This is a genomic window from Brevibacillus sp. YAE8 (genome assembly GCF_057543335.1).
This window is the reverse complement of record NZ_BAAIYG010000002.1, coordinates 370,394-397,314: the sequence shown is the minus strand read 5'-3', so window position 1 is coordinate 397,314 and position 26,921 is coordinate 370,394. Positions and strand designations below refer to the sequence as shown.

At 56.2% G+C, this 26,921-nt stretch carries 29 protein-coding genes and 1 pseudogene; 18 read left to right on the top strand and 12 right to left on the bottom strand.

Going from position 1 to position 26,921, the window contains the following annotated elements:
• Nucleotides 1-66: 66 nt before the first annotated feature.
• Nucleotides 67-1,098 carry a sporulation integral membrane protein YtvI gene (ytvI, locus tag AC27IT_RS04760; protein ID WP_340673555.1) on the bottom strand — a complete coding sequence of 344 codons (1,032 nt, stop codon included), beginning with the start codon at nucleotides 1,096-1,098 and terminating at the stop codon, nucleotides 67-69.
• Between the two features lie 262 nt (nucleotides 1,099-1,360).
• Here ytvI and AC27IT_RS04755 point away from each other — a divergent pair, with 262 nt between their 5' ends.
• The 12 genes and pseudogenes from AC27IT_RS04755 to AC27IT_RS04700 all read left to right on the top strand — a co-directional run bounded on the left by AC27IT_RS04755 (nucleotide 1,361) and on the right by AC27IT_RS04700 (nucleotide 11,677).
• Nucleotides 1,361-2,635: a cation:dicarboxylate symporter family transporter gene (locus AC27IT_RS04755; RefSeq protein WP_007783688.1), complete on the top strand. Its 1,275-nt coding sequence runs from the start codon at nucleotides 1,361-1,363 to the stop codon at nucleotides 2,633-2,635.
• Nucleotides 2,636-2,885: 250 nt separating this feature from the next.
• Nucleotides 2,886-3,794 carry an NUDIX hydrolase gene (locus AC27IT_RS04750; protein ID WP_007783691.1) on the top strand — a complete coding sequence of 303 codons (909 nt, stop codon included), beginning with the start codon at nucleotides 2,886-2,888 and terminating at the stop codon, nucleotides 3,792-3,794.
• A 22-nt stretch (nucleotides 3,795-3,816) separates the two neighbouring features.
• Nucleotides 3,817-4,512, top strand: a pseudogene (locus AC27IT_RS04745) (TIGR02452 family protein); the annotation flags it as partial.
• A complete protein-coding gene (locus AC27IT_RS04740; RefSeq protein ID WP_487091656.1) occupies nucleotides 4,507-5,310 on the top strand; it encodes an AAA family ATPase in 804 nt (267 codons plus the stop codon). The pseudogene AC27IT_RS04745 and the gene AC27IT_RS04740, both read left to right, overlap by 6 nt.
• 77 nt (nucleotides 5,311-5,387) lie before the next feature.
• Nucleotides 5,388-5,975, top strand: a complete 588-nt coding sequence (locus tag AC27IT_RS04735) for a DUF1802 family protein (RefSeq protein ID WP_487091635.1) — start codon at nucleotides 5,388-5,390, stop codon at nucleotides 5,973-5,975.
• A 330-nt stretch (nucleotides 5,976-6,305) separates the two neighbouring features.
• On the top strand, nucleotides 6,306-7,286 hold the full coding sequence (locus tag AC27IT_RS04730; RefSeq protein ID WP_487091634.1) for a quinone oxidoreductase family protein: 981 nt from the start codon (nucleotides 6,306-6,308) through the stop codon (nucleotides 7,284-7,286).
• Between the two features lie 88 nt (nucleotides 7,287-7,374).
• Nucleotides 7,375-7,851 (top strand): GNAT family N-acetyltransferase, encoded by a 477-nt coding sequence (locus AC27IT_RS04725; RefSeq protein WP_283858902.1) that lies wholly within the window; start codon nucleotides 7,375-7,377, stop codon nucleotides 7,849-7,851.
• 299 nt (nucleotides 7,852-8,150) lie between these two features.
• A complete protein-coding gene (locus tag AC27IT_RS04720) occupies nucleotides 8,151-8,597 on the top strand; it encodes an Rrf2 family transcriptional regulator (protein WP_487091633.1) in 447 nt (148 codons plus the stop codon).
• Nucleotides 8,598-8,661: 64 nt separating this feature from the next.
• A complete protein-coding gene (locus AC27IT_RS04715) occupies nucleotides 8,662-9,054 on the top strand; it encodes an IDEAL domain-containing protein (protein WP_007783704.1) in 393 nt (130 codons plus the stop codon).
• A 31-nt stretch (nucleotides 9,055-9,085) separates the two neighbouring features.
• Complete coding sequence (locus AC27IT_RS04710) at nucleotides 9,086-9,649, top strand: thioredoxin family protein (RefSeq protein WP_005832303.1); 564 nt, start codon at nucleotides 9,086-9,088, stop codon at nucleotides 9,647-9,649.
• Between the two features lie 34 nt (nucleotides 9,650-9,683).
• Entirely contained in the window at nucleotides 9,684-10,889 is a 1,206-nt protein-coding gene (locus AC27IT_RS04705) for an MFS transporter (protein WP_007783707.1), read from the top strand.
• A 221-nt stretch (nucleotides 10,890-11,110) separates the two neighbouring features.
• The gene (locus AC27IT_RS04700; RefSeq protein ID WP_025844007.1) at nucleotides 11,111-11,677 is read left to right on the top strand and encodes an SLOG family protein; all 567 of its coding nucleotides are present in this window, start codon (nucleotides 11,111-11,113) and stop codon (nucleotides 11,675-11,677) included.
• Here the strand turns inward: AC27IT_RS04700 and AC27IT_RS04695 are convergent.
• From AC27IT_RS04695 to AC27IT_RS04685, 3 genes are all read right to left on the bottom strand, one after another.
• Nucleotides 11,674-11,805 (bottom strand): hypothetical protein, encoded by a 132-nt coding sequence (locus tag AC27IT_RS04695; RefSeq protein WP_255320481.1) that lies wholly within the window; start codon nucleotides 11,803-11,805, stop codon nucleotides 11,674-11,676. The genes AC27IT_RS04700 and AC27IT_RS04695 overlap by 4 nt on opposite strands.
• 181 nt (nucleotides 11,806-11,986) lie before the next feature.
• The gene (locus AC27IT_RS04690; RefSeq protein WP_005832308.1) at nucleotides 11,987-12,367 is read right to left on the bottom strand and encodes an ArsR/SmtB family transcription factor; all 381 of its coding nucleotides are present in this window, start codon (nucleotides 12,365-12,367) and stop codon (nucleotides 11,987-11,989) included.
• Entirely contained in the window at nucleotides 12,368-12,781 is a 414-nt protein-coding gene (locus AC27IT_RS04685) for an SRPBCC family protein (protein WP_283858904.1), read from the bottom strand.
• A gap of 458 nt (nucleotides 12,782-13,239) precedes the next feature.
• Between AC27IT_RS04685 and AC27IT_RS04680 the strand changes: the two genes are divergently transcribed.
• Nucleotides 13,240-14,196 (top strand): Gfo/Idh/MocA family protein, encoded by a 957-nt coding sequence (locus tag AC27IT_RS04680; RefSeq protein ID WP_007783718.1) that lies wholly within the window; start codon nucleotides 13,240-13,242, stop codon nucleotides 14,194-14,196.
• A gap of 114 nt (nucleotides 14,197-14,310) precedes the next feature.
• On the opposite strand, the gene AC27IT_RS04675 is transcribed toward AC27IT_RS04680, so the two are convergent.
• Together AC27IT_RS04675 and AC27IT_RS04670 are read right to left on the bottom strand one after the other, a co-directional pair.
• Nucleotides 14,311-15,270, bottom strand: a complete 960-nt coding sequence (locus tag AC27IT_RS04675) for a DHH family phosphoesterase (RefSeq protein ID WP_487091632.1) — start codon at nucleotides 15,268-15,270, stop codon at nucleotides 14,311-14,313.
• Nucleotides 15,271-15,398: 128 nt separating this feature from the next.
• Nucleotides 15,399-16,289 (bottom strand): LysR substrate-binding domain-containing protein, encoded by an 891-nt coding sequence (locus AC27IT_RS04670; RefSeq protein ID WP_487091631.1) that lies wholly within the window; start codon nucleotides 16,287-16,289, stop codon nucleotides 15,399-15,401.
• A gap of 116 nt (nucleotides 16,290-16,405) precedes the next feature.
• Between AC27IT_RS04670 and AC27IT_RS04665 the strand changes: the two genes are divergently transcribed.
• Complete coding sequence (locus tag AC27IT_RS04665) at nucleotides 16,406-17,593, top strand: MFS transporter (protein WP_005832319.1); 1,188 nt, start codon at nucleotides 16,406-16,408, stop codon at nucleotides 17,591-17,593.
• A gap of 24 nt (nucleotides 17,594-17,617) precedes the next feature.
• Here AC27IT_RS04665 and AC27IT_RS04660 read toward each other — a convergent pair whose 3' ends face one another.
• Nucleotides 17,618-18,508 (bottom strand): LysR family transcriptional regulator, encoded by an 891-nt coding sequence (locus tag AC27IT_RS04660; protein WP_005832321.1) that lies wholly within the window; start codon nucleotides 18,506-18,508, stop codon nucleotides 17,618-17,620.
• A gap of 142 nt (nucleotides 18,509-18,650) precedes the next feature.
• On the opposite strand from AC27IT_RS04660, the gene AC27IT_RS04655 reads away from it, so the two are divergent.
• From AC27IT_RS04655 to AC27IT_RS04645, 3 genes are read left to right on the top strand one after another with little or no spacing between them, the layout of a single operon-like run.
• Nucleotides 18,651-19,586 (top strand): dipeptidase, encoded by a 936-nt coding sequence (locus AC27IT_RS04655; RefSeq protein ID WP_487091655.1) that lies wholly within the window; start codon nucleotides 18,651-18,653, stop codon nucleotides 19,584-19,586.
• Between the two features lie 30 nt (nucleotides 19,587-19,616).
• Nucleotides 19,617-20,690, top strand: coding sequence for a DmpA family aminopeptidase (locus tag AC27IT_RS04650; protein ID WP_487091630.1), 1,074 nt, complete (start codon nucleotides 19,617-19,619; stop codon nucleotides 20,688-20,690).
• Between the two features lie 60 nt (nucleotides 20,691-20,750).
• On the top strand, nucleotides 20,751-22,067 hold the full coding sequence (locus AC27IT_RS04645) for a serine hydrolase domain-containing protein (protein WP_487091629.1): 1,317 nt from the start codon (nucleotides 20,751-20,753) through the stop codon (nucleotides 22,065-22,067).
• 139 nt (nucleotides 22,068-22,206) lie between these two features.
• On the opposite strand, the gene AC27IT_RS04640 is transcribed toward AC27IT_RS04645, so the two are convergent.
• A complete protein-coding gene (locus tag AC27IT_RS04640; RefSeq protein ID WP_026557734.1) occupies nucleotides 22,207-22,653 on the bottom strand; it encodes a hypothetical protein in 447 nt (148 codons plus the stop codon).
• A gap of 133 nt (nucleotides 22,654-22,786) precedes the next feature.
• Nucleotides 22,787-23,212 (bottom strand): DMT family transporter, encoded by a 426-nt coding sequence (locus AC27IT_RS04635; RefSeq protein WP_026557735.1) that lies wholly within the window; start codon nucleotides 23,210-23,212, stop codon nucleotides 22,787-22,789.
• Between the two features lie 309 nt (nucleotides 23,213-23,521).
• Here AC27IT_RS04635 and AC27IT_RS04630 point away from each other — a divergent pair, with 309 nt between their 5' ends.
• Entirely contained in the window at nucleotides 23,522-24,634 is a 1,113-nt protein-coding gene (locus AC27IT_RS04630; RefSeq protein WP_431809287.1) for a chlorohydrolase family protein, read from the top strand.
• A 99-nt stretch (nucleotides 24,635-24,733) separates the two neighbouring features.
• Here AC27IT_RS04630 and AC27IT_RS04625 read toward each other — a convergent pair whose 3' ends face one another.
• From AC27IT_RS04625 to AC27IT_RS04615, 3 genes are all read right to left on the bottom strand, one after another.
• On the bottom strand, nucleotides 24,734-25,522 hold the full coding sequence (locus tag AC27IT_RS04625; protein WP_487091628.1) for an SDR family oxidoreductase: 789 nt from the start codon (nucleotides 25,520-25,522) through the stop codon (nucleotides 24,734-24,736).
• A gap of 51 nt (nucleotides 25,523-25,573) precedes the next feature.
• Nucleotides 25,574-25,777 (bottom strand): hypothetical protein, encoded by a 204-nt coding sequence (locus AC27IT_RS04620; RefSeq protein ID WP_005828271.1) that lies wholly within the window; start codon nucleotides 25,775-25,777, stop codon nucleotides 25,574-25,576.
• A gap of 125 nt (nucleotides 25,778-25,902) precedes the next feature.
• The gene (locus AC27IT_RS04615; protein ID WP_283858909.1) at nucleotides 25,903-26,850 is read right to left on the bottom strand and encodes an aminotransferase-like domain-containing protein; all 948 of its coding nucleotides are present in this window, start codon (nucleotides 26,848-26,850) and stop codon (nucleotides 25,903-25,905) included.
• Between the last annotated feature and the right edge of the window lie 71 nt (nucleotides 26,851-26,921).

Below are 26,921 nucleotides of genomic sequence, written 5' to 3'. Positions count from 1 at the left end.
ACCGTTCCCCCCGAAACGTTCCGGAAGAAACGGTTGCTTGCGTTCTTGGCTGTCCAAGCGTCTTTGTCAAAAGTCGATCTTGAAGTTCAAGAAGCCTGCCTTGCGCAGCGCTTCGTAGATGATGACGAGGGCAGGGCCGAGAATCAGTCCGAAAAAGCCCATCACCTGAAAGCCGAGAAACAGGCTGACCAGCGCAGCAAGGGCGCTGATCCCCAGATTGGAGGCGAGCACTTTCGGCTCCACGATCCGCCGCACGACCGTAATCACGAGGAACAAAATAATCAGCCCGATCGCGAGGCGTGTATTGCCAGTCAAAAAGTTGTAAACCGCCCACGGCACGAGAAACGAGCCTGTGCCCAAAATCGGCAAAATATCTACGAGCACGATCAGCAGGGCGACGACTGCCGCATACTTGACCTGCAAAATCAGCAGCCCCATAAAGGAGAGCAAAAACGTCATCAGGCTGAGGATGATCTGGGCCCGCAAAAAGCCGACGGTCGCACGGTTCAACTGGGAGAGCACCACGTTGACCTTTTCCCTGGCAGATACTGTGAACATCCGCATGAAGCCTGCGCGCAGCCGCGGCAAGTCGAGGCTGATGAGAAACAGGGCAACGAGGTAAATGATCGTGCTGATGAGAAAGCCCGGGATGATGGCCGCTACGCCCAGGATGGCTCGTGCGACACTGGAGGCGCTCGTGATCGCCCAGTTTTTCAATCCGGCAAAAACGCTCTGGATCTGAACGACAGTCTCGGCGGGCAAAGTGGCGTAGTAGCTTTCCCAGCTCAGCAAGTACGACTCCACCAGTTCAAACAGATGCTGGGAAAAGGCGGGCAGCCGCTGGGCCAGGTCGATGCCCTGGATGACGATCTGCGTAGCGATCCAGTACAGCAGGATGCCGAACGTGACGAGAAAGAGCAAAAACGAAGCGATGACGGCGCTCATCCGGTTCATTTTGACCTTGCCGATCAGGAACAGGACGAGCGGCTCCAGTAAAATCGCGGTCAAAAGCGCGAGCAAAAACGGGACGGAGTAAGGCAAGAGAAACAGGGCAATGGCGGCCAGCAAGCCCAGGAGCAGAATTTTCCGAATTGTCATGAAAGTACTCCATTCTGATTAATGAGTCCGCAAATAACGTTAGGCCTATTTTATCATTTTTCCAGAATGCAACACAATGCGCCCGCTAATTTCGGGTAAAAAGCGGTGATTGTCAAAAAATAAAGAGAACTAAAAAGAATAGAAAAAAGGGGAGTAGCCAAAAAATCATGATATGATTTTCATCTATATAGCACTTCATTTTGGTGAGTGTGTATATAGTGTGTCAAAACCAGATTCCATACTTTACTAGCGAGGTGTCAGAATGAAGCGGTTTGGGTTAGCGATTCAAATTGTCATCGGACTCATTCTGGGTATCCTGGTGGGTGCTATTTTTTATGGCAATCCAGCAGTGGCTACCTATCTACAGCCTATTGGCGATGTATTTCTCCGCTTGATTAAGATGATTGTCGTTCCGATCGTAGTTGCCACCCTGATTGTCGGGGTAGCGGGCGTAGGCGACATGAAAAAGCTCGGAAAAATCGGCGGAAAAACCATCCTCTATTTTGAAATCGTTACCACGATTGCCATCGTCGTCGGTCTTTTGGCCGCGAACCTGTTCAAGCCAGGTGTGGGCGTCGACATGTCCCATCTGACGAAAACGGATATTCATACGTATGTAGAGACTGCGGAAACGACGCAAAGTCACAGTATGATTGACACATTCGTGAATATTGTTCCGAAAAACGTGTTTGATGCCATCGTCCGCGGGGACATGCTGGCGATTATTTTCTTCTCCGTCCTGTTCGGCCTCGGTGTCGCAGCCGCCGGAGAAAAAGGAAAGCCCGTCCTTGCCTTCTTCCAGGGTGTGGCAGACGCGATGTTCTGGGTCGTGAACACGATCATGCGCTTTGCGCCGTTCGGCGTTTTCGCCCTGATCGGGGTGACCGTCTCCAAGTTTGGCCTGTCCTCACTCGTTCCGCTGGGCAAGCTGGTCATTTTGGTGCACGTGGCGATGCTGTTCTTCATTCTCGTCGTGCTGGGAACGATCGCGCGCATCAGCGGCGTCAAAATTACGGCCATTCTGCGCATTTTGAAGGACGAGCTGCTCCTGGCCTACTCCACTTCCAGCTCTGAGACGGTACTGCCGAAGATCATGGAAAAAATGGAGAAAATGGGCTGTCCAAAGGCGATTACTTCCTTTGTCATCCCGACAGGGTATTCGTTCAACCTGGATGGTTCAACGCTGTACCAGGCTCTGGCGGCCATGTTCATCGCGCAAATGTACGGGATCGACATGCCGATCAGCGCCCAGATTACCTTGATGCTCGTGCTCATGGTAACGTCCAAAGGGATCGCTGGCGTGCCGGGCGTATCGTTTGTCGTATTGCTCGCGACACTCGGCTCCGTAAATATCCCGTTGGAAGGACTCGCCTTTATCGCTGGTGTAGACCGTCTGCTCGATATGGCCCGCACGGTAGTCAACGTAGTTGGCAACGCGTTGGCAGCAATTGTCATCTCCCGCTGGGAAGGACAGTTTGACCAAAAGAAAGCCGATCAGTACGTTCGTGAAGTGAAAGCGCAAGCGAGCGCAGCTTAACTTTTCCTGTCACGATCAATAAACAGAAGAGCCTCTTGCCAGGTGTTCATCCGGCAAGAGGCTTTTTTTGCGTTGGCGTGCCCAAAAGCGATAGGTGGCTTTTGTCCGCGCGTAAAAAAACAAGCTCCGGCATTTTGTTGCTTGACACCAAAAACAAAGAAGCAGTACTATGATGTAAACAAAATGATAATAACAATTTGTTAATAACAAAACATCTGTAACATTGCGCAGACGCAAAAGAGGTGGTTCCATGACACAAAAATCGCTTGTCAATAAACAGGGGCAAACCGAAGAGGAGTTTTTGCGGACGTATGACGCGAGCCAGTTTGAGCGGCCTTCCGTGACTGTCGACATGCTCGTTTTTACCGTGATGGACGAACAGGAGGAAAATTACCGCAAGCTCTCGCCCAAGTCTTTGAAAATATTGCTCGTGAAGCGCGGCGAGCATCCGTATTTGGGTCAGTGGGCGCTGCCGGGCGGGTTTGTCTCGCCGCACGTGAGCCTGGAGGAAGCGGCCACGCGCGAGCTGTTTACGGAAACGAATCTCGACAATATTTACCTGGAACAGTTGTACACATGGGGAGATGTCGGCCGGGACCCGCGGACGCGCGTCATCAGCACCTCGTACATGGCGCTGGTGGACAGCTCGGCGCTGCGTTTGCAGGCGGGGGACGATGCGGACGAGGCCGAGTGGTTTCGTCTCGAAGACAAATGGCTCAAGGAGACGAAAACAGCGACACCGGACGGTACCGTGACCGAAAAATGGGTCGAGCTGCGCCTCGCAAACGAGCGGGAGGAGCTGTCGGCCACGATCAAGGTGACGAAAACCGTCTCGGGCCGGATCGTGCGAGAGACGCGGGAGATCGTGGAGACGAACAAGATCGCGTTCGATCACGCCAAGATGATTCAGTACGCGCTGGAGCGGCTGCGCGGCAAGATCGAATACACGGATATCGCCTTTGCTCTCATGCCGGAGCTGTTTACGCTCGGCGAGCTGCAGCAGGTGTACGAAGTCATTTTGGGCAAGGAGCTGCTCGCCGCGGCGTTTCGCCGGAAGGTGGCAGACAAGGTGCTGGAAACGAATCAATACAGAAAGCATGCAGGGCATCGGCCATCCAAATACTACCGCTTCAACCCGGCGTGGATGGATCAGACATAGTTCCTGCAAGGGGGAAAAAATCATGAATCCAGGAAACAATCGCGACCGTCGCTCCAAAACGGCGCATGAGACGCTTGGCCTATTGGATCAAGGCTTCTACGTGAATCGCAGAGGGGAAAAAGTCAGCTTCGCCGCGGAGCAATCTGCCGCCATCCGCCATTCGCGTCTGTATCGGCCGGACGATCTCGGCGCCGAGTCGCTGCCGATGCCGGCGCGTACAGGGCGTGCCACGATCCAGGTGACAGCCGAATCGAGCCTGGGCGCAGCCGAACGGCTCATCGTGCGCGAACAGCGCGAGAACACTGTATGCTTGAACTTCGCTTCGGCCAAAAATCCCGGCGGCGGGTTTCTGGGCGGAAGCCAGGCACAGAAAGAGAGCCTGGCGCGCGCTTCCGGGCTGTTGGATCAGCCGTACCTGCTGTCGTTCGTCACCGCTCCGGCCGTGAATGCGGGAGTCGTCCGCGAGCGCGAGCCGGAAAACGCAGGGCAGATCGGACCTGTCATGAAGGAGCGCATTCGCAAGGTGCTGCGCGCCTCCGCGATCCACGGGAACCGGACGGTCATACTGGGCGCGTACGGCTGTGGCGTTTTCCGCAACCAGGCAAAAGACGTGGCCGACTACTTTGCGCAAGTGCTGCTCGACGAAGAGTACGCGAAGCTGTTTGACGACATCGTGTTTGCCATCTACGACCATTCGGCGCGGCAGGAAAACGTGCGGGTGGTAGCGGTCGAGGATCGGGCCGACAGCGACGAGACGTACGATTGGGAGGCGGGGGCCGCCGACATCAAGCGCAAGATCGGCAGGCCGATTGATCTCGTCTTCAGCTCGGAGCCGTCGTACGACCCGATTTTTCGCCGCCTGTATCCCGGAGCCAAACATGTCGTGATCGACGGGGCGCGCAGCCAGGTGCCGATCTCGGCGACGCAGATCAGAAGCGAAGGCGTTTTTGCCCATTGGCAGCACATCCCGGCGGTAGTCCGGCCGTCTTTTGTGAAAAAAGTCGTCGTAGTCGGGACGGAAAGCTGCGGCAAGTCGACCTTGACCCGCTACCTGGCGAAAATGTACAACACGGTGTTTGTCGAGGAGTACGGCCGCACGATCTGCGAGGAAGTAGGCGGCTGCGACACGATCTTGACGAAGGAGTATTTCCCGCACATCGCCTACGCCCACAAAATGAAGGAGTACGAGGCGGGCAAGCAAGCCAACAAGCTGCTGTTCATCGACACGGAGGCGGTTGTCACCCAGTTTTACTCCGAGCTGTACACCGGGCACAGCTTCCCGGTGCTCGACGAGATCGCCCGCGAGCAACAGTACGATCTGTGGCTGCTCCTGGAACCGGATGTTGCCTGGGTCGATGACGGTCTGCGGGTGCACGGAGCAGAGCAGGTGCGCTGGGACAATCACGAAAAGCTGTGCCGGATGCTGGACGAACGGGGCATCTCCTACGTGACGATCACGGGAGATTACGCGCAGCGGCTGACGGCTGCCATGCAGCATGTGAATCAACTGTTGTAAATGTCTTCCCAACGGGTCGGAATTAAGCTAGACTAAAGTCACTAAACGATTCTGACAAAAGAAGGGAGCCGTACTGCATGCAGACGATCGCACAGCCGCTGTCCCCCTTGAGCCTGAAGGAATGGGCGGTCGCCGTCAAAGCGCTCGGGGAAGGCGAGCAGATCATTACGATCCGCAAGGGCGGGCTATACGAAGAAACAAGAGAATTCCGATTGGAAAATAATTTGTTTTACCTGTATCCGACTTACGAGCACCAAAAACGCGACATGGTAAAGCCAGCGTATCATCACCTGCTGGACGCGACGCTTGCAGGCTGGTCGAGCGAGCAAACGACGGTCGCCATCGAGTATTTTGCGGAAGTGACAGACGATGTGGAGCTGATGGACGAAGCCAAGCTGCGCGCGCTGTCGCCGCATCACATCTGGACGGACAATTTTGCCGACGTGCGCTTGCACTGGAAGAAAAAGCAACCGCTGCACATTTTGTTCGTGCGCACGTATCGGCTGGCGCAGCCGGCGGTCATTCCGATTGAAGCCGCGTACCAAGGCTGCAAATCGTGGCACGACCTGCTCGTGGAGCTGCCGAGAAGCGAGTGTGCGCCTGTGCTGACCGACGAGGAATACGCGCAGAAAAAAGCGGCCGTCATGGCGATTTTGCAAGCATAAGCGTTCAAGAAAAAACCGTTCATTGGATGAGCGGTTTTTTTGTACGGAGAGGATATCAGTATCCGTGCAACTAAGGCTGCGTCAAGTTTTCTAATGAAGTTTTCACCACTGGCCTGGCGCCGCCAAGTTTGCTAGTGCCTGGTCCGCTGTCACAGCGGCGATGAAATAGCCGATGGGAAGGGAATCCGCAAAAGATAGGGAAATAATTGGGGTGGCCCCACGCTTCTCAAGTGGGAGGAATGGCTCGAAAACGGCCTGCGAGCAGCAAGGACGCCCGGGCAACAGAAGCCGACTGCCTCCGGTCACAAACCATGCTGGGAGGGATTTTTCATGAAAGCGGTTTTGGTAACAGAGTTGGGTGGTCCAGAAAAGATGATATATACGGATGTCGAGCTGCCAGCCATTTCGTCTACGCAGGTGCTCATTCGCGTAGACATGGCGAGCGTCAATTTTGCCGACATCAAATCGCGCTACGGCAAAAAAGGGGCAGCCAAGCTGCCGTTTATTCCCGGACTGGATGCGACAGGGGTGATTGAAGCGATCGGTTCCGAAGTAAAAGGCTTGCAAGTAGGACAGCGCGTCATCGCTTTTCCGGCGAACGGCTCGTACGCCGAATACGTGGCTGCGGAAGAGGCGCTGACATTCGCGATTCCCGAGCAGATCAGCACGGAAACAGCGGCTGCCTGCCCGGTTGTGTCGTTTACGTCCTATCAACTGCTGGCAAAAGTCGGCCGTCTCGCCAAAGGCGAAACGGTCCTGATTCACGCTGCGGCAGGAGGGATCGGGACAACTGCGATTCAACTGGCGAAGCTTTTGGGAGCGGGGCGCGTCATCGGGACGGTCGGCAGTTCGGCCAAGGCAGAGGTCGCTTTGCAGGCGGGGGCGGATTACGTCATCTGCCACGACAAGGAAGATTTCGTGGAAAAAGTGCGGGAGCTGACGGATGGAGCGGGCGCCGACGTCATTTTGGACTCGATCTCCGGACAGGTGAGCGAACGCAGCATGGAGTGCCTCGCCTGGTACGGCCGGCTCGTGCATTTCGGCAATGTGAGCGGGGAAATCGGACAGATTCGCACGCTCGATTTGCACGCGAGTTGCCGCTCGGTGCTCGGCTTCAGCTTCGGCACGACGCGCAAGCTGCGCCCGCAGCTTTTGCAAGATACGGCCCGACAGGTCATTGGCTATTTGGCGGAAGGCAAGCTCGACATCAAGATCGGCAAACTGTTTTCACTAGAAGAGGCAGCGAGCGCCCACGCCTGGGTGGAGAGCAGGCAGAGCACGGGAAAAGTGCTGCTGAAGGTGCGCCCGTAAGCGGCAAAGCGGATGGAAGCTCTCCCTGCGGTTCAGCCAGCGGGGGGGCTTTTTTCCAAACTACAGTTCAGCCCACGAGGTGACAGCGATGAAAATCGTAGCAGCAAGCGAGCTGCCGAAAAGCGTTATTGCGGATTTTTTTACCGTGAACTGGGGCAGCCCGCAAATGGTTATATCGAGCGGCGTCTTTCGCTGTGACGAGCTGGACGGGTATGCCGTCCTCGGCGAAGACGGCGCGATCCAGGGGTACGTCAGCTACGTGCTGGAGGCCAAGGAGTGCGAGATTATTTCTTTGGACAGCCTGGCGGAGAACAAAGGGATCGGCTCCAAGCTGCTGGCAAAAGCGGAGCAGACAGCGCGGGAACACGGCTGCCTGCGCATGAAGCTGGTGACGACCAACGACAACCTGCACGCGATGGGCTTTTACCAGCGCCGGGGCTTTCAGTTGTCCGCGCTGTACGCGAATGCCGTGGAAAAAGCGCGGGCGATCAAGCCGGAAATCCCGCTCGTCGCAGACAACGGGATTCCGATTCGCGACGAGATTTTGCTGGTGAAGCCGCTATAGAACAAAGGAAGATACCGCGAAGCTGGCACGAAAAGCAAGCAGCGCTCGCATGCGCGGGGAGACGCGATAGACAGGAGGCGATTTTTCCGCCTCCTTTTCTTTTTGGCGCTGCGCACCCCAGGCAAAGGCATGGCCAGGGATAACAGCAGCAAAAGACAGCCGAGAGTGCAGTTGCGCCTACAGCCGCGGGAGCAGTTATCCATACATTTGCGAAAACAATTACGCCTCCAACAGTTATTGACATTCAGAACTGTAAGAATTAAGATTACAGTACTCTTGCGAAAGGGGCCGTCTCAGACGTGAATAGTGAGTTTACGATTGCTGTTCACAGCTTGGCTTTGTTGGCTCATCTACCGGGACATATGGCAAGCAGTGAGCTTATTGCACAAAATGTATGCACCAATCCCGCGAGGATTCGCAAAATCATGGGGATTCTGCGTAAAAACGGATTCGTGAAGACAAAAGAGGGCGTAGGGGGCGGCTATATGCTGGCGTGCGACCCCGGCGACGTGACCTTGGCCGCGATTTACCGTTCGATGTGGACAGGGACGCTGAAGCCGCACTGGTGCTCGGGCGACCCGAAGGAAGCGTGCCTCGTGTCTGCCAACATGCATGGCGTCATGGATCAGATTTTTACGGAAGCGGAGTTGTACTACACCAAATATTTGGAGCAGTTTACGATCCAGACGGTTCTGGATAAAGTTCGTCAGGGACAGGGCCAGTGTCAAGGGCAGGATCGCCAGTAGGCAGGCAACATTTTCAACTGGAAACTGTAACTTTTTTAACTACAATTTAAGGTGGTGCGTTCGAATGAATCGGGAAAAGATGCTGGCAAGTAGCGAGTGGGTAATGGGCAAGTCCAAGCATGGCGAGTTGGTGCAAGGCTTCGTGGAAACCGTCGATTCATCGCGGGGCATTGCGCACGTTTTTGTAGTCAAGAGTGACAACGAAGAGGCGATCGGCAGGCTCGCGGCCATTCCGCTGCAACGGCTGGAGCGCATGTCGACAGGCACCTTTGACGACCTGGAACAACTGCATGACCTGATCGAGCTGGCGCTCGTGACAAAAGACAAAGCGTGGTTCATGGAGCTGACCGCGAAGCTGCAGGAAAAACAACAAACGGCGTCAGAAAGACAAAGCCGCAAGACGAGAAGCTTTTCCGCGCGAAACCGCCTGGGAACTTCTGCAATCTGGGAGCAATAACTTTTTTTCATACAGGGGAGGAGTACCGACGATGTCTACCGTGAATCAGAGCATCTGGTTTGAAAAAGGAATGAGCTTTGCCGAGTATCGCGCGAGCATGAACGTCAACCAGCAGGAGCTGGGACGCGTCTACGAGCAGCTTGCGTTTACCGAGGAAGACCTGGCGTTTTGGAAGGAGCTGTCCGCTCGCAACTGGAAAGGCGTCGTGCTGACTGCCGACTGGTGCGGGGATGCTGCCCTGTGCGTTCCGGTCATCCAGCGCATCGCCGAGGAAAGCAATATCGAGCTGCGCTTCCTCATCCGCGACGAAAACCTGGAGCTGATGGACCAATATCTCACCAACGGCACGGCGCGGGCGATCCCGATGTTCATTTTTCTCGACCAGGACGGAAACGAAGCCTGTGTATGGGGACCTCGCTCGCCGGAGGTGCAGGAGATGATTACGACGGCTCGCGCAACGCTCCCTGCGGCCGATGCGCCTGATTTTGAAGAAAAGCAAAAGCAGTTGTACCGCACGTTCAAGGAGCAGATTACGACTGACCCGGCCGTGTGGCGCACTGTGATCGAAAGCGTGAAGGCGAAGCTTACAGCCTGAAAAAACAAAAATACAAATGGATAGGACTGGATAAATGAATACGAGTAACGCGGAGAGTAACGGGCGACCGATTCTCTTTCTCATGATAAACATGTTTATTGCCATGCTGGGAATTGGCTTGATTATTCCGATCTTGCCCGAGTTTTTGAAGGAATTTGGGGCAGGCGGGAAGACCGCCGGTTACCTGGTGGCGGCATTTGGTTTGACGCAGTTTCTGTTCTCGCCGATCGCGGGAGAATGGTCGGATAAATACGGCCGCAAAATCATGATCGTATCCGGCCTGGTGCTGTTTACGATCTCCAACCTTGTGTTTGCCCTCGCCGAGCATACGTGGGTGCTCTACCTCTCCCGCCTGATCGGGGGAATCGGGGCAGCTTCGATGATTCCTTCCATGCTCGCCTACGTGGCGGACATCACGACGGAAGACAAGCGGGGAAAAGGGCTGGGCCTGCTCGGCGCCGCGATGTCGCTCGGATTCGTGATCGGGCCGGGCATCGGCGGTTTTCTCGCCGAGCTTGGACTGCGGATGCCGTTTTATATTTCGGCGGCGGTCGGTGCCGTGGCGACGATCGGCTCCTTGCTGTTTCTGTCTGAGTCGTTGCCAAAAGAAAAGCAACTGGCAGCTCGCCAGTCGGAGGCGAAGAAAGAAAACATTTTCCTGCAGCTCGGCAAGTCGTTTCAGTCGTCGTATTTCATCATGCTGGTGCTGATTTTTACGATGACCTTTGGACTGGCGAACTTTGAAGTGATCTTCCCGCTCTTCGTAGACGCGAAGTTCGGCTACACGCCGCGCGACATCTCCATCATCATCACCGTGGGCGCCCTGGCTGGAACGATTGTGCAGGCGATGCTGATCGGGAAGCTGATTACCCGCTTCGGGGAAAAGAAGCTTATCAACTGGACGTTTTTCAGCTCGGCCGTGACGATGGTGCTGATGTTGTTATCAGGAAATTTCTGGTATATGCTCGTCCTGACGGTGCTGTTCTTCACGCTGACGTCGATCATGCGCCCGGCGATCAATACGCTGATCTCCAAGCGGGCCGGGGATGAACAAGGGTTTGTGGCAGGGATGAACAACGCCTACATGAGCCTGGGCAACATTTTCGGCCCGGCAGTGGCGGGTACGCTGTACGGCATGCATGTGAACGCGCCGTATTTGTTCGGGGCAATCGTTCTCGTGCTCAGCCTGTTCCTGTCGCGCATGGAGAGCCGACGCAGCATGAAGCGGGTGGCGGCGTAAAAAAGGTTGTTCCGTCTTCTCGTGGCGATGGTTTTCCGCACAAGGATGGCAACGCGAGATGAAATCTCGTCCCTGCGGGGGCGGGATTTTTGCGTTTTTCAGACGGGGGATCTCCCGATAAAAGACGAGCAGAAACGCAAATGCATCAGCTATAATCTAACTATCGTCGAGTGAAAAAAACTATTTTCTGCTAGAGCTTCTTTGAAACCAGAGGTGGCATGATGTTAAAACGTTTATTGGTTTCCGGATACAAGGCTCACGAGCTTGGCATATTCAATGAAAAAAATCCGGGGCTGGCGATTATCAAGACAGCACTGAGGCGGGAACTCGCAAGACTCCTGGAGGAAGAGCTGGAATGGGTCATCATATCCGGCCAACTCGGGGTAGAAATGTGGGCAGCCGAAACGGTTCTCGAATTAAAAAAGGAGTATCCCCAGCTAAAGCTGGCGGTCATTACTCCGTTTTTGAACCAAGAGGAAAAGTGGAAAGAAGAAACACAGGATTACTACCGAAATATTGTAAGGCAAGCCGACTATATCAACAGCGTCTATCAAACGCCTTACCAGGGTGTTTGGCAACTTCAGGAGAAAGACAAATTTTTGCTCTCCCATTCAGACGGTCTTTTGTTAGTTTACGATGAAGAAAACGAAGGCTCCCCGAAGTTTTTAAGCAAGCTCGCCGCGAAAAAAGCGGATCAAGGCGACTATCAGTTTTTTCGCATTAACGCCTACGACTTGCAGAGCATCGCAGAGGAACAGCAGCGACAATTATACAATGACTATTTCTAAGCGGCCGCGTGCTGGGGCGGGGCATCCACGACTGCCGCAAGCGGCTGGAGCTGCCGATTGACAAACGGGTTGTCGTCACGCTCGATCTTGGCGGCGAACTGCGGGCGGCGCCAAGCCGTTTGGCGCATTTGTTGCGAGAGAGCGTGCTGCTGTCGGTTGTGCTGTACACGTCAGGGCCGACGCTTGCGATCGTTTCGTTTGGAGAAAAAGCGTTCGGCTTGCAAGCTCGAATCAGCAAAAAGGATAGGGAGGCGCGGCACGAATGCTACGCTCCCTATCCTTTTTTTCGCTTCCAGAAGGGCAGGTTTTCTACTGCTCGTCCTGCTTTCGTTCAACCAGCCGCGGCCCGGAAGGCTGAAGCTCCTCGGAATGCTCCGCTTCTACCAACCGCTTCAAGGCGTTCAGCTTGTTGTCCCAGAAGCGCTCGTAGTAGGACAGCCAGCTTTTCAGCTCTTCCAGCGGCTCGGGCTGCATCCGATACCTCGTCTCGCGACCTACGCGCTGTTCCTTGACCAGTCCGGCCTCGGACAATATGCGCAAATGCTTGGAAACGGCTGTGCGGCTGATCGGAAAGTGCCGGCTGATGGCCGTCACGGGCATCTCCTGATCGGTCAGCAATTGCAGCAGCTTGCGGCGCGTCGGATCGGCGATGGCTTGAAAAACGTCGTGCTTGGCAGTAGAGCTGCTCATTTACGCTTCCACATACTCTTTCAGTTTAGGCAGCACGGAAGAATCCCAGCCCTGGTTCATTCGGTCGCGCACGACTGCATGGCTTTCGCCGAACTCGGTCACAGTATCTGGCGACCAACCGGAATGGATCAGCGTAAATTCAGTCGTTTCGCCCAAATCTTTCAAGGCGAAAGTGATGACCCAGTCTTTTCCCCACTTGAACACCAGACGGTTTGGCGGATCAATCTCCTGCACGACGCAAGGCGAATCGCCATAAGGGGAATGGATGGTAAAGGCATGTCCGGCTACAGGCTGAAAATCGTTGGGCATGAACCAAGCGGCAATCCCGTCTGCTGTAGCGACCGCGTCCCAAACTTGTTGCAAGGGAGCGTTGAAAACTTGTGTCTGAACGATATCAGGAATAGTGTTGGACATGAATACGCCTCCGTATCAGTAAAGTAGTTTCCTAGTTTGCGCATGGAAATGAAACCAAAACGTTTCGCTTTTTGTAGTATAGGAAACCGAATGGTTGCATGTCAATGGATAATTAGGAAAAGAAAGATTTGACAGCCTGCAGCCGACCTACCGGAAGAGGCGGAGCAGCCGATTTTCAACGATGACAAGAGTCGCACTTTCATCCAGTCGTTTCAAATTACAGCAGAAATCAGCGTACAGGCGCAAAAGTTCCAGCATTGCGGCATTTCCTGGGCACAACAAGCCATGAACGCGATTCAAAGAAAACGAGACGGTTCCACTCGGGTATCGCTTCCGTGTAGCGATTTTCGCAAACATTTTTTCGCAATCTAGTTTTTTTACAAGGAATTTTCAGATTAATAGAGAAAAGGGGGAGGTGCAAAAAAGACGAGCATTCATCAGGAAGCGAGGAAAGACAGATGAACGAGAGCAAACGGAAGGTGGGCGTCATCGGCGCAGGCGTCATGGGCGAGCGGATGATGAACGCCCTTCGCACCCACGAAAAATTCAGCGTCGCGGCAGTGAGCGACGTGTCTGCCGAACGGGCGCAGGAGGCCGCGCAAAAATCCGGCAATGTGCCGTGGTACACCGATTACAAGGAGCTGTTGGCAAAAGAAGAGCTGGACGCCGTCTACCTGGCCGTCCCGCCGAAGTTCCACCATGCGATCGCTCTGGACGTATTGGCGCACAAAAAGCATTTGCTGTGCGAAAAGCCGCTCGCTAATTCGCTCGCAGAAGCCGAGGACATGCTGGCGGCAGCCAAAGACGCAGGCGTCGTGCACGCGATGAACTTTCCGCTCTACTATCAGGGCATTTTCCCCGCGCTGCGCAGCAGGCTGGAGGAGATCGGCGAGATTCGCCGGATTGATATTTTGACCCATTTCCATACGTGGCCGCGCCCGTGGCAGCAGACGCCGTGGCTGTCCGGCCGGGAGCAGGGCGGCTTCATCCGCGAGGTTTTGCCGCATTTTACCCATTTGACCTACGCCTTGTTCGGAGATTTGCAGGTCATCCGCTCGGACGTAGACTATCCGCAAGACCCGGAAGCGTGTGAAACGGGCGTCTCGGCCTTCCTGCGCCTTGCTTGCGGCACTCCGGTCACGATCAACGGACTGGCGGGCATCGCGCACCAGGAGCATCTGGACTACCGTATTTACGGCACCAAAGGCACCTTGAGCGTAGTCAACTGGAGCAAGCTGTTTGTCGGGGGAGAGGGAGAAGCGCCTGTGGCCGCAGACGTGCCAGAACTGGACCGCCTCTCGCTGTTGCTCGACGAGCTGGCGCTTGCCATCGACGGGCAGGAAGCCAGACTGGTGACGTTTGAGACAGGGGTAAAAGTCCAGAAAGTGTTGGAAGGTTTGCTCGGTCACGCGTAACCACGCGTAACGGATACACATGAGAATCCCCTCGCGAAAAAAGCAGCGCCCATCGGCTCATCTCATCATCGGATGAGCCGATGGGGACGCCTGCTTGCGGCCGGAGGGGATTTTTCAATGCACACGCAGGGCAGGGTACACAAAAGTTTTTAGGGTCACGCCTGTAAACGAGCAGCCCGCCGCCTTGGGATGCCCGCCACCTCCGTAGTGGGCCGCGATCACCGACAGGTCCACGTCGTCGCGAATCGTGCGAAAGCTGATTCTGCCTTTTCCGGGATCGAGCATCGCGACAAAATCGAGCGTCTCATCGCTTTTGCACAAAAAGTTTCCCGTCGTCGATTGGTACTGCTCCAAAAAGACGACGCCGACGTTGTACGTTCTCGTCTCGTCCAGATCAATTTCGACGCTCAGGCGCTTCATCTGCTTTGCCTTTTTCTGCTCAAACTCCGCGATTCTTCTCTCCTCTGTGTAGATCAGGAGAGCTTCCCAGTCCTCGAACGTGAACTGCTCCACGTCCTCGCTGCGCAGCCGCCCGATCACCTGGTCGGCAAAAGTGCCGCGCTCCGCCAAATAAAACAAGAGGTTCAACTGGTTCGCCTGCACATTTCCGGTCGCTTCCCAGTCCCACGTATCAAACGCCCGCACCAGCTCCACGTAGTCGGTAAGCACGTCTGTGGGCGCCAAAAGCCCTTTGCTTCGCAAGTAATCGTAATAAAGGCTGGTCGCCGCAGTCTTCTGTCCCGCTGCTTCGACGATGACGTTCGCCCAGTCGAACTTCGCGGACAGGGGTAGCGACGTCGGGTGATGGTCGATTAGGACAAACGAATGCCCTTGCTCGACTTTTTTCTGAATCAAGGACGCCACTTCTTCGTTGACGCCCACATCTGTAATGACGACGGACATCTCCGGCGAAAACTCTTCGGCAAGAAACGTCTGGACTTCCTGGTTGACGGTATAGGGCGATACGCCGCGGGTGAAGACTTCCCGGTCGCCATAGGCGATCCGGCTCAAGATCGCACACGATTCGCCGTCCAGGTCCTGATCGGTGAAATGTACCAGTTTGCGCTGCGTCATAAATGCCTCCTTGCCATGACAGGATGACAGCCATACGGATTAGGATTTCCCTCCAGTGGATACTTTTAGTTGCAAGAGCGAGGTTTTTTCCCGCGGGAAAAACGGCAAGCAGCAAGCTGCGCGGCACGCTAGCGCGAGGTTTGAAACGACGTCTCCAGCTTGTTGATGAACGCTTTGGCAGCGACGCTGATGTATTTGTCATTGCGGTACATGATGACCATTTCCCGGATCGGCGAGTCGTCGATGGCAACGGCGCGAATCCCCAGCGACTGAAAGCTTTCGATCAGGCGGCTCGGCTGAATCGTGGCGCGGATGCCTGCGCCAACGAGCTGGAGCAGGGACGTGGCTGAGCCTGTTTCCATGATCGTTTCGATGACGAGCCCGCGCTCTTTGCTCCACCTGTCGATCAAATCGCGGCCGTAGAAGCCTTGCGGATACATGACGAACGCAAGCCCGCGCAAATCGTCGCAAGAGACGCTTTCCCGCCCGGCCAGAGGATGATCTCGATGGACGTACAAACTGTACGTTTCCGTGTAAAACGAAATCCGCGTCAAACGCTCATCGGCGGGCATGGCAGGCATCGCCAGGCCGACACCGAGGTCGACCTCGATGTTCAGCACCTGGTTCACGATGTCAATGGAAGGAAACACTTGCACCTTTGTTTGCGGAAACTGCTTGTGGAAGTCGATCAAAAGCGAAGTGAGGCGGTAGTCGAGGTCGGACGGCAGCACCGCTACGCGCAAATGCCCCGCGTGCATATGGGTCAGGTCGGCAATCGCTGTCCGGGCACTTTCCAGATGCTGAACGATTTGCAAGGCGTGGTGCTCCAGGATCGCGCCTGCCTCGGTCTTCACCGTTTTTTTCCCGATCCGGTCGAACAGCGGCACGCCGACTTCATCCTCCAGCACGCGGATTTGCTGGCTTAACGTCGGTTGGCTAATGCCCAGCTTATAGGCGGCCTCGGAAAAATGCAGCTCGTTGCACAGCATGAGAAAATATTGCAACTGACGAAATTCCATGGCGCCTCCCTTCTTTACCATAGTCTGTAACTATTATTTGTATAGAAAAAATAGAATTGATCTATTGTACGCACGGCTTTACACTTCATTCAAGGATAGAGGAAGGAAGTGTTTGCGTGCGGTTATTTTATTTGATTGCCGTTATTTTTTTGCTCTCATTGAACTTGCGGCCGTCCATTACGTCTGTCGGGCCGCTGCTCGATATCATCCAAACCGATTTGGGGATGAGCGGAGTAACGGCAAGCCTGATTACGACGCTCCCGGTATTTTGCATGGGGCTGTTTGCGCTTTTCTCCATCACGCTCAGCCAGCGCTTTGGCCTGGAGCGCTCGCTGCTTGTGGCGATGGTGATGATTTTTGCGGCGACAGCGTACCGGGTGCTCGTCTTGGACAGCGTGAGCCTGCTTGTGACCGCCCTGATTTCCGGGATTGGCATTGGCATCGCCGGGCCGCTTTTGTCCGGCTTTATCAAAAAGTACTTTCCTGGCAAGCCGGGTGCCGCCAGCATTTATTCCGTGTCGCTCGTCATCGGGGCTGCGATTGCGTCCAGCTTGTCGATCCCGCTGTTTACGGCGCTGGGCCAATCGTGGCAGTACTCGCTGTGCGTCTGGGCGCTCTTGGCCGTGCTCGCCGCAGCAGCGCTGCTCCCGTTGGCAAAAGAAAAAGCAGGCAAATCGGCTGCCTCAGTGCCCAAGCTGCGCATCAAAAGCGGGCGGATGATCGCAAGCATGCTGTTTTTCGGGTGCATGTCCTCGATGTTTTACATGATAACCGCCTGGCTGGCTCCGCTCGTGCAAGCGGCAGGGATGAGCCATGCGCAGTCGGGACTGGTGCTGACGCTGTTTACGATCATTCAAATCCCGGTCAGCTTTCTCATCCCGGTGATTGTCAGCCGCACTGGCAACCGCAATCGCTGGCTGTTCACCTGTGCCTTGGCTGAGCTGGTCGGCATCGCCCTGTTGCTCGTTCACGCTTCGCCGTGGCTTGCGACCGTGTTTCTCGGGATCGGGGCAGGCGGCTTGTTCCCTTTGGCGCTGTTGATCCCGATTGAAGAGGCGGACAGCGCGCAGGAAGCTACGTCGTGGTCGGCCGTCATGCAGTTTGGCGGGTACATGCTCGGCTCGCTCGGGCCTGTGCTGATCGGGCTGGCTGTCGATCTGTTCGGCGACTTTACGTTTGCCCTGGTCGCGATGCTCGTTATCATCGGCTGTCTGCTGCTTGCAATCAGCAAGCTGGGTCCGCGCCAAAAGGAAAAGCACCAGGCAGCGCCACACGCCGCCGGAAGAGAAGAGGCCGTCCGCTAGAGGCGGTCTTTTTCTTGCGGCCGCTCACTGCAACGCCTTGTTTTGCATCAAAAAGTCGATAAACGTGCGCATGATCCCGTTCACGGGTGTATCCTTCAAGTAAATCAGCTCGAAGTTGCGGTTGATTTGCGGCAGGTTGAGGACGTCTACCTCTTTCAGCTCGCCGTCGCTCAAATCTTTGCTGATCGCAAAGCGGGGCAAAAAGGCGATGCCGAGCTTCTGCTTGACCATCCGTTTGACGACCTCGATGTTGTCCGCCTCCATGACGACGTTGTTTTGCAGTTGAAAATGACTGAACGCGTTGTTAATCAGCTTCCAGTCCAGCGAGCCGCGGTTGAACAAGATGAGCCGTTCGCGGGCGACTTCCTCGATCGACACCTGATGGCGATAGGCAAACGGATGCTCGGGATAAATCGCCAGCACCATATCGTCGGACATGAGCTGAATCCGGTTGATCTGCGGATGGTTGACCGCCCTCGCGATACCGAACGACACCTCGTGGTTGAGCACCATATCGAGCACCTGATGCGAATGTCCGGTGAGGATCGTCAGCTTGATTTTCGGATAAAGCTGCTGAAACTGCTCCACGAGATCCGGCAAGATGTAAAAGGCCGAAACGAATACGGTCGAAATGGTCAGCTCGCCTTCCACGTCGCCCTGTGAGCGCTGGATCGCCTGCTGGCCCTCCTGCAGCATGTTCATGATGTTTTTCGCGTAGGGCAAAAACAGGTCGCCCTCCTTGGTCAGCGAAATCGTATGGCCTGTGCGCTGAAACAGCTTGCAGCCCATCGAGGTTTCCAGCGCCTTGATCCGCATGCTGACGGTTGGCTGGGAGAGGTACAAGAGATCGGCTGTCTTGCTAAAGCTCCCTGTCAAAGCTACAAAAATAAACGCTTCCAGTTGTTCCATATTCATAGGGGTGGGCTCCATTATGCAAATTTTTGAAGATGCCTATTGCAAAAATTAATTGGAATCGCTTTTAAAAATACATTACCGTAAAGTGAGGGAATTAGGTAGAGTTCGTCAAGAGAAAAAAGAGCGAGGACTGATGAAGCAAATGGCGGGAATGCCGATTATTGATTTGCATTGCGATGCGCTTTTGAAAATATGGGAGCAAAAGGGGAATCTCTCCTTTGCCGATTCGGAAAAGCTGGACGTGAACCGGAATCGGCTGCACGACGGGGGGGTGAAGGTGCAATGCTACGCGATTTACACGCCGGTCGACCTGCCTTCGGAAAGCCGGTTTCAATGCGCGCTGGATCAGATTCACTACTTTTATACAGAGGTGCTCGGCAAGCATCCGGAGATGAAGCAGATTCGCGACTGGAGCGACCTGGACAGGCTGCAGGACGGCGAGATCGGGGCGCTTTTGACGCTCGAAGGGGTAGAGCCGATCGGCAACGACCTGAAAAAGCTGCACATTCTCTATCAGCTCGGCGTGCGCTCTGTCGGCCTGACCTGGAATTTGGCGAATCTGGCGGCAGACGGGGCGCTGGAAGAAAGAAACGGCGGGCTGACCGCGTTTGGCAAAGAGATTATTCAGTTCCATAATGAACGAAAAATTTTGACAGATGTCTCCCACCTGTGCGAGCGCAGCTTCTGGGAGACGCTGGAGCTGGCGAAGTACCCGATCGCGAGCCATTCCAATGCACGCGCTGTTTGCGACAATCCCCGCAACCTGACGGACGAGCAGGCGAAGGCGATGTTCGCCAAAGGGGCCAATGTCCACGTCGTGTACTGCACGATGTTTATTAACGACTCGGCGCCGACGACGATTGACGACCTGATCCGGCATATCGATCACTTCTGCTCGCTCGGCGGCGTGCGCCATATCGGGCTTGGCTCGGATTTTGACGGGATCGCGAAAAAAGTCGTGGGGCTTGAGCATGCAGGGATGAGCCAAAACCTGATAAACGAGCTGCTCAAGCGCTACACGGAAGACGAGGTGCGCGGATTTGCCTACGAAAACTTTTTGCGAAATCGCCCGGTGTAGGCGAGCCGAACGGGAAAGGAGGAAGCTGTCATGAAGCGTGCCGGAAAAGGGAAAATCCGCGAGCTGGGAGTAGTGGTCGGCAAGCTGCCCACAGGAGCGAAAAACGATCTGACCGATGTGCCTGGGGTGCGCGTCGGCCATGTGACGATTCAGCATGAGCTGGAAGGCGGGGAGTGTGCGTGTACGGGCGTGACCGCCATTTTGCCGCACGGAGGCAGCCTGTTTCGCGAAAAGGTGACGGCAGCCAGCTACGTCATCAACGGCTTCGGCAAGACGACAGGACTCGTCCAGGTAAACGAGCTGGGCGTGCTGGAGTCGCCGATCATGCTGACGAATACGGTTTCCGTCCCGGCGGTGACACAGGGCGCGCTGCAATACATGCTGGCGACGAATGAAGAGATTGGCGATACGACAGGGACGGTCAACATCGTGGTCGGGGAGTGTAACGACGGCCACCTCAATTCGATCCGCCGCTGCGTCGTGCGGCCGGAAGACGCGGTGGCGGCGATTGAAAACGCAACGGAGCACGGCGTAGAAGAAGGCGCGGTCGGAGCGGGGACAGGGATGGTCGCATTCGGCTACAAGGGCGGAATCGGCTCGTCCTCGCGCGTCGTGTCCGCCTCCGGGCATACGTACACGCTCGGCGCATTGGTTTTGTCCAACTTTGGCAGCAAGGACGACTTTTTGGGCGACAGGTTGTTTGCCTGTGCCACTCGCGAGCCGGCGGCCGCAGAGGCAGTCGAGAAGGAAGAGGACGGCTCGATTATGATCGTGCTTGCGACAGACGCGCCGCTTTCCGACCGCCAGCTTCTGCGTGTCGCCAAGCGCGCAGGAATCGGCCTCGGCCGCACCGGGAGCCACTTCGGGCACGGCAGCGGCGACATCGCGATCGCCTTTTCCACCGCGCACAAGATCCCTCACCGGACGGAGTCGGTTACGGAGACGCGCGTGCAGCTTCGCGAGGACCATCCGGTGATGAACGAGCTGTTTGCCGCAGCCGCAGAGGCGACCGAGGAAGCGATCTACAACTCTCTCTCCCAGGCGGTGACGACGACAGGCCGAAAAGGGCGGACGGTTCACGCCATGCCGCTTCCGCTGCGATAAGCGGGCAGAAAGTCTGGTTTTTCATCCATTCGCTAGGCGAAAAAAAGGACGGAGGCGACTATGGATCGGCTGCAAATGACAGAGCTGGAGACGTACATTCAACGCTTCATGGAGGAACAGGGCGTGCCAGGGCTTGCGGTCGCCCTGTCGCACCGCGGGGAAACGATTTACGCAAAAGGGTTCGGCGTGCGCAACCTGGTGACGAAAGAGCCAGCCACGCCATCTACGGTGTTTGGCATCGCTTCCGTCACCAAATCGTTTACGGCAGCGGCGATCATGCAACTGGCGCATGAAGGAAAGCTGTCGCTGGACGATCCGGTCGGCAAATACATCCCGGCGTTTCGGCTGAGAGGCTGCGATGCCAGCAAGGTGCAAATTCGCCATCTCCTGTCGCATACGTCGGGTGTGCCGCCGCTTTTGCGCAGGGAAGAGCTGGTCCGGTTTTCCGAGCATCTGGACTACCTGGCTGAAGTCGAGTTCGCGGCCCTCGGGGAGCCGGGGCAGTATTTCAGCTATGCCAACGACATGTTCCTGTTGCTTGGCGCGATCATCGAGCAGGTCAGCGGACGGCCGTACCGCCGCTATATGACGGAGCGGCTGCTTGCGCCGCTGCGGATGCATCGCTCTACGTTCAGCCTGGAGGAGCTTGCCCGTCTGGACAACGTCTCCACCCCGTATGCGAAGCGGGGGGAACAGCAGCAAGTCACCGCGGTCCCTTGGCCGACGCTTGGCAACTACGAGGTGGGCGGAGGGATTCGTTCAAGCGTGGACGATTTGCTTGTGTACGGTGGCCTGTATGTGGCAAAAGGCCGCTACCAGGGACAGGAGATCGTGCCTGCCGCCTGGCTGGAAACGATGTGGCAGCCCGTCCATCGGCTGACGAAGGACGCCTGGTACGGCTACGCGCTCAAGACGACGAGGGACTACGCGGGAGTCACGCTGGTCGAGCACGGGGGCGGGCAGCCGGGCGTATCGTCCAACTTCGGCTTTGTCCCGGAAAAAGGACTCGTCTGCGTCGTCCTGTCCAATCTCGAAAACGTGCCGATCCGCAACGTCTGGCTGGCAGCGGTCAACGCCGCGCTGGGACTGCCGCTTGCGCACAAGGAGAGCGCAGCCCCGACGTATCAGCTCGACCGCGAGGAGCTGGAAAAGCTCGTCGGGACATATACTTCCGCAGAAGGAGGCAACGTGCGCCTGTTCATCCGCGACGGAGCGCCTGTAGCGGAAGTCGCCGGCAGCGAATTTTCGCTCCGCGCTGCCGCAAGCGACACGCTGATCTTCGTGGACAGCGACATGCCGCTGCGCTTTTTCTTCAAGGCGGACAGCCGCGCCTGGGCGGTTTTGCTCGGGATGAGGATGCTTTGCCGGAGCGAATAGGCTCGGTGGCGGCAGAGCCGCACGCTTTTGCTCACGTTTTGCCCAGGTCCCGCATGCCAGGCATGCTTTTTTCACGAAATCGCGAAATCACGTATAAAGAAAGAGCACTCTCCCGTGCGGAAAAGTGCTCTTTTTGCATTCAAGAGGCAGCCAGTTCGAAGCGGACGACCGTTTCCTTGCTGTCGGCGAGCTTTGCCTGCTCCACGATCCGCCAGTTTTTCGAGATCGTCTGGCGCATCCATTGCAGCGCCTCGTCTGACAGCCGAACCTGGTCCAGCGCCGTCTCCTCTACCTGGTAGTCCTGCTCGGCGAGAAGGCGGTAGCGTTTGTTCAATAAAAATTTGATCCCGTTCATCGTCGTGAACTTGATTTGGTAGCCGTCGCGAATCGCCTGCTCAAGCGCGGCGGAATCGCTCTGGTACAGCTCAAAGAGGGGAGTGTAATCGTACTTCCCGCCTTCCACATCGGCAAAAGGCCCGCGGTCGCCCGTTCTCAGCTTATGGATGATTTCTTCATCGACGAGCCCGTGGGCGCGTGCCGCCTCAAGCAGCATCGTTTCCCATTGGGACAGCTTAACCGTAGACATGAACAGCCCTCCTTGGTCTTTTTCGGGTGGTTTCACGCAAAAAGTCGTGATGGCACGTTACCGTCTAGTATAATCATTGCGGCTGTAAATCTCAACCATAATTCCGACTGTTTTTGTATGAAATAAACCCCGACTATTTGCCCCCCGTAGGAAACGAAGACAGCTCGTGCTGATCGCGCGGCTCCTTGGAGGTCGTGGTCAAGGTGACTCCCGCGATAATCAGGACCGCTCCGAACAACTGGACGGCGGTGATGGGCTTCGCCAGCAAAAAGAAGCCGAACAGCATGGCGATAAACGGCTCCAGGTTGGAAAACATCGCCGCCTTGGCCGCTCCGACCTTTTGCAGTTGGCTGTTCCAGATCAGCGTGACGATGCCGTGCATGACCACAGCCGTGACGAACAGCAGCAGCCACGAAGCAAGACGAGGGCTGTACGCGACTTGCGGCAGGCTGGCAACGAGGAACGGCAGGAGCGCCCCGAAGCCGATCAGGTTGGAGAAAAGCGTCGTGACGAGCGGGGGCAGCCGGCAAAGGAGTAAAGATTGTGCAAATAGATGCAAAGCAATTGCAACAAACTTGACAGAATATTTCTTATACTGACAAAGGACACGCAGATAGACAGTGGAGAGAAAGAGTATGGATGCGAAGGCGAGGGAGAAGCAGTATGAAAACGAAAATAACAGCCAAATACGTGATCGGCTTTGACGGGGAAGACCACGTCATCATCAGGGACGGGGAGGTTGTCTACGAAAACGACACGATTTTGTTTGTGGGCCATGATTATGCCAGGGAAGTCGACGAAGTGATCGACGCCGGAAGAAGAGTCGTTCAAGTCGCTCTACGCCTACAGCCAACTGATCCTGAACGGGGTGACGACCGCGATGCCGATCACCTCTGTGTTTTACAAGCGCTGGGCGGAGACGTACGAGGAGCTGGCAGCAGCGGCCGAGCATGCAAGACGTCTTGGACTGCGCATGTACATGGGGCCGAGCTACCAGTCCGGCATGCGCGTGGTCAAGGCAAACGGCGAGATCGAAGTCGTGTGGAACGAAGCGGAAGGGCGGGCAGGGCTTGAGCGGGCCGTCCAGTTTGTCAAAGATTTTGACGGCGCGCACAACGGGCTGATTCGCGGGATGCTCGCGCCTGAGCGGATCGAGACGCAGACGGTCGAGAATTTGGTCGTCACGAAGCGCTACAGCGACGAGCTGGGTTGTCCCGTTCGCCTGCACGCGGCACAGGGCAGCTACGAGTACATGGAAATCCACCGCCGTCACGGCAAGTCGCCGATACAGTTCCTCGCCGAGGTCGGCTTTTTGGGCAAAAGAACAGCGATCCCGCACGCGCATTTCATTCCGGGCTACAGCGAAGCGACGATCGGGGAGGGAGACGACCTGGCGATTCTGCAAGAGACGGGAACGACCGTGATTCACTGCCCGCTCGTCATCGGCCGCCACGGCTCCGCGCTGGAGTCGTTTGCCCGCTACAAACGCCGCGGCATCAACATCGCCATCGGGACGGACACTTTCCCGCCGGACTTCATCCAAAACATTCGCACGGCCAGCATGCTCTCCCGCCTGCAGGAGCGCGATGTGGCGGATTCTGCCTACGCGGATATTTTCCGTGCGGCTACACTCGGCGGAGCGCGCTTCCTCGGCCGGGATGACCTTGGACGGCTTGCTCCGGGAGCGCAGGCGGACATCATCGCGATTGATCTCGACGGCTTCCACATGGGCGCAGTAGACGATCCGATCCGCACGCTCATCATGTGCGGCTCCGGCCGTGACGTGAAGCTGTCGATTATCGCGGGACGCACCGTGATGAAGGACCGCGTTTTGCCTGGGGTAGACCTCGCCGAGATCAAGGAGCGCGGCCAGCGCTACTTTGACAAAATGCGCCTCGGCTACGTCGAGCGAGACTACCAGCAGCTTGGCGAGCAAGAGCTGTTCGCGCCTTCTTTTCGCGTCGTGAGCAAGCCGCAATAGCCTCGCTGCCAAATGAAAAAGCACAATCTGCCAGGCTTGAGCGGATTGTGCTTTTTCTATAGGCTTCTGTACTCGGCCAGGCTGGCAACCTTTGGCGGTTCAACGCAGAAAGCCTCCCTCCGAATGGATGACTTGCCCCGTGATCCAGCCCGCTTCCTCGCTCGCCAAAAACGCAACCAAACGGGCGGCATCCTCCGGTTGGCCGATTCTGCCCAGCGGACTGCGCGCAAGAATGTGTTGCGCAAGCTCCGCCGACATCCAGCCGGTGTCAGTCGGCCCTGGGTTGACGGCATTGACGGTAATCCCAAGCGGGGCCACTTCCGCAGCGAACGTCACCGTGAACGCATCCAAGGCTCCTTTTGTGGCGGTGTAGGCAATTTCGCCCGGCATCGGGCCTTTGGACTGTCCAGAAGTCATATGAATAATCCGGCCGTGGGCGCCTCGCGAAAATCGGCGGGCAAATTCCACACTGAGCATGATCGGCACCCGGACATTGAGGGCGTAATGGGCGTCCAGGCTGGCCGCATCGAGCGCCTGGTAACCATCTGTAGTCGAATGACAGGCGTTGTTGACGAGAATACAGGGCGCACCGAGCTGTGCGTTCGCTTCGTCGAGGACACGCAGCCAGGAATCCGGCTGGGACAGGTCAATCTCCATGCTCGCACATCTCACGCCGGAGCGTAAAAGCTCCTCGCGCAACTGGTGCGGCTCATGGTCTTCCACACCCCAGTCCATCGTTTTGTCGTACGCCGTCCAGTAGGTGAAAAACAGATCGACCCCCTGGGAAGCCAATTTTCGGCAAATGGCAGCGCCGATGCCGCGCAATCGACTTGCCCCCGTTACGATGGCGATTTTTTTTGGCAACGCTTTTTCAGCGCGAATGTTCATGGGCGTAAAACCTCCTTGTGACAATGCTGGAACGTGCATCGGCAGGCAACTTCAAAGCAAAAACGCGGAAGCAGCCTGATTCGTGTAAAAATAACCGATGATAAGATACGCGAACAACAGGAAAAAGCAGATGCCGGAAATGGTGAGATTGATGCGAATCCGTTTCGGGTGGTATCCAAACAAGCCAAGGAGCAGACAAACAAAACCGACAATTCCTAACAACAGTGGAATCGCGATGACCAAAAACTCACTCATGACAATTCACTCCGCTCTGTTTCATCATATACGCTTCCCGCGCAGATCAGGACTAATCGAAGTGATCCGGGCATAGTAGCTGTTTTTGCAAAAGAGGGGCGCTCCTTTTGCCTTTTGCCGCCTGCTCACCCGTAAACCGCTTGGGCAAAGCGTCCGACCCCCTCCTGGATTTCCGCCTCGGACAATCCGCCGAAGCCGAACAGGATCGTGGGCGGCCACGAGCGCGCGGGCACAAGCGAGTAGGCGAAGGTAGGATATACTTTCACGCCGTTGCCGAGCGCCTGCTCCACGATTTCCGCTTCGCTTCTCTCCGCGGAAAGCTGCAGCAGCATGTGCAGGCCGGCCCCTGTCCCGATGATGTTGCCCGCAGGAAAATGCTCCTCGAGCGAATGAAGCAGCACATCGTGCTTGCGCTTGTAGAGTGCGCGCATGTTTCGCACGTGCCGATGAAAATCGCCGGATTGCATGAACAACCCCAATGTGTGCTGGAAAATGGGCGAGGCGTACTGGTCGTAGCTGTTGCGCTTTGTCCGGAAGCGGGCGAGCAGCGAGCGGGGCAAGAGTAAATAGCTGAGCCGAAAAGAGGGACACAGCACTCGGGAAAGCGTGCCCACATAGATGACGCGTTCGCTGTCGTCCTGGCTTTGCAGCGAGGGAATGGGCCTTGCCCCGTAGCGAAATTCTCCGTCGTAGTCGTTTTCGATCAGGTAGCCGCCCGTCTTTTTGGCCCAATCCAACAGCCATGCTCGTTTGCGGTCAGAGACCGTCGTCCCGTACGGAAACTGGTGGGAAGGCGTCAAATAGATCGCCTGGGCACGACTGGCCGCAACATCTTCGAGACAAATACCGTCTTCTTCCAGGCGCAGCGGCCGACAGGAAAACGGGTATTGGCCCAGTAGCGCTTTCACCCCATCGTTGACGGCTTCCTCCAAGGCGAGGGTCTTCACGTCTTCTTTTAGCAATTGAAACAGCAGGTCGAGCGAGTGATACGTACCTGCGCCGACGACGATCTGATCGGGGGAGCAGCGGACGCCGCGGATTTGATGCAAATAGCTGGCGATCCGGGAGCGCAAGCCGGGTCCATCTCCATTCCTTTCGTACCTGGCACTTGAAAAAGCGGGAAACTGGATCTTTCTTCTTTGTA